The 257-nt window shown below is 66.9% G+C and carries 1 protein-coding gene; it reads right to left on the bottom strand.

All coding sequences use genetic code 11. The annotated features are described in order from the left end of the window. A partial coding sequence (locus tag SB816_RS33150; RefSeq protein WP_410548396.1) for a sodium:solute symporter family transporter occupies positions 1 to 257 on the bottom strand: 257 nt, incomplete at both ends.

The following is a 257-nucleotide window of genomic DNA, read 5'->3' as shown; positions in this document are numbered from 1 at the left end:
GGCGAGCTTCGCGCCGTGGCCATAGCGTTGCGCGATGAAGCCGGAGATCGTGAACTCGCCGGACGCATACAGGCGCTTGGCCATGAACAGGCCGAACAACAGAAAGCCGATGGCCGCCGCCAGCACCGACCACGACGCGGCGATGCCGGCCGAGAACGCTTCCTGCGAGGTCCCGACCGTCGATTTCGCGCCGATGAATTCCGACATCAGCAGGATGGCGACCACCAGCGCGGGCATCGCGCGCCCGGCCACCATGA

It is taken from the genome of Achromobacter sp. SIMBA_011, assembly GCF_046535435.1.
In the GTDB taxonomy this organism is placed as follows: Bacteria; Pseudomonadota; Gammaproteobacteria; order Burkholderiales; family Burkholderiaceae_B; genus Achromobacter; species Achromobacter dolens.
Note: the sequence above shows the minus strand (reverse complement) of the source record. Positions and strands in the feature narration are given on the sequence as shown.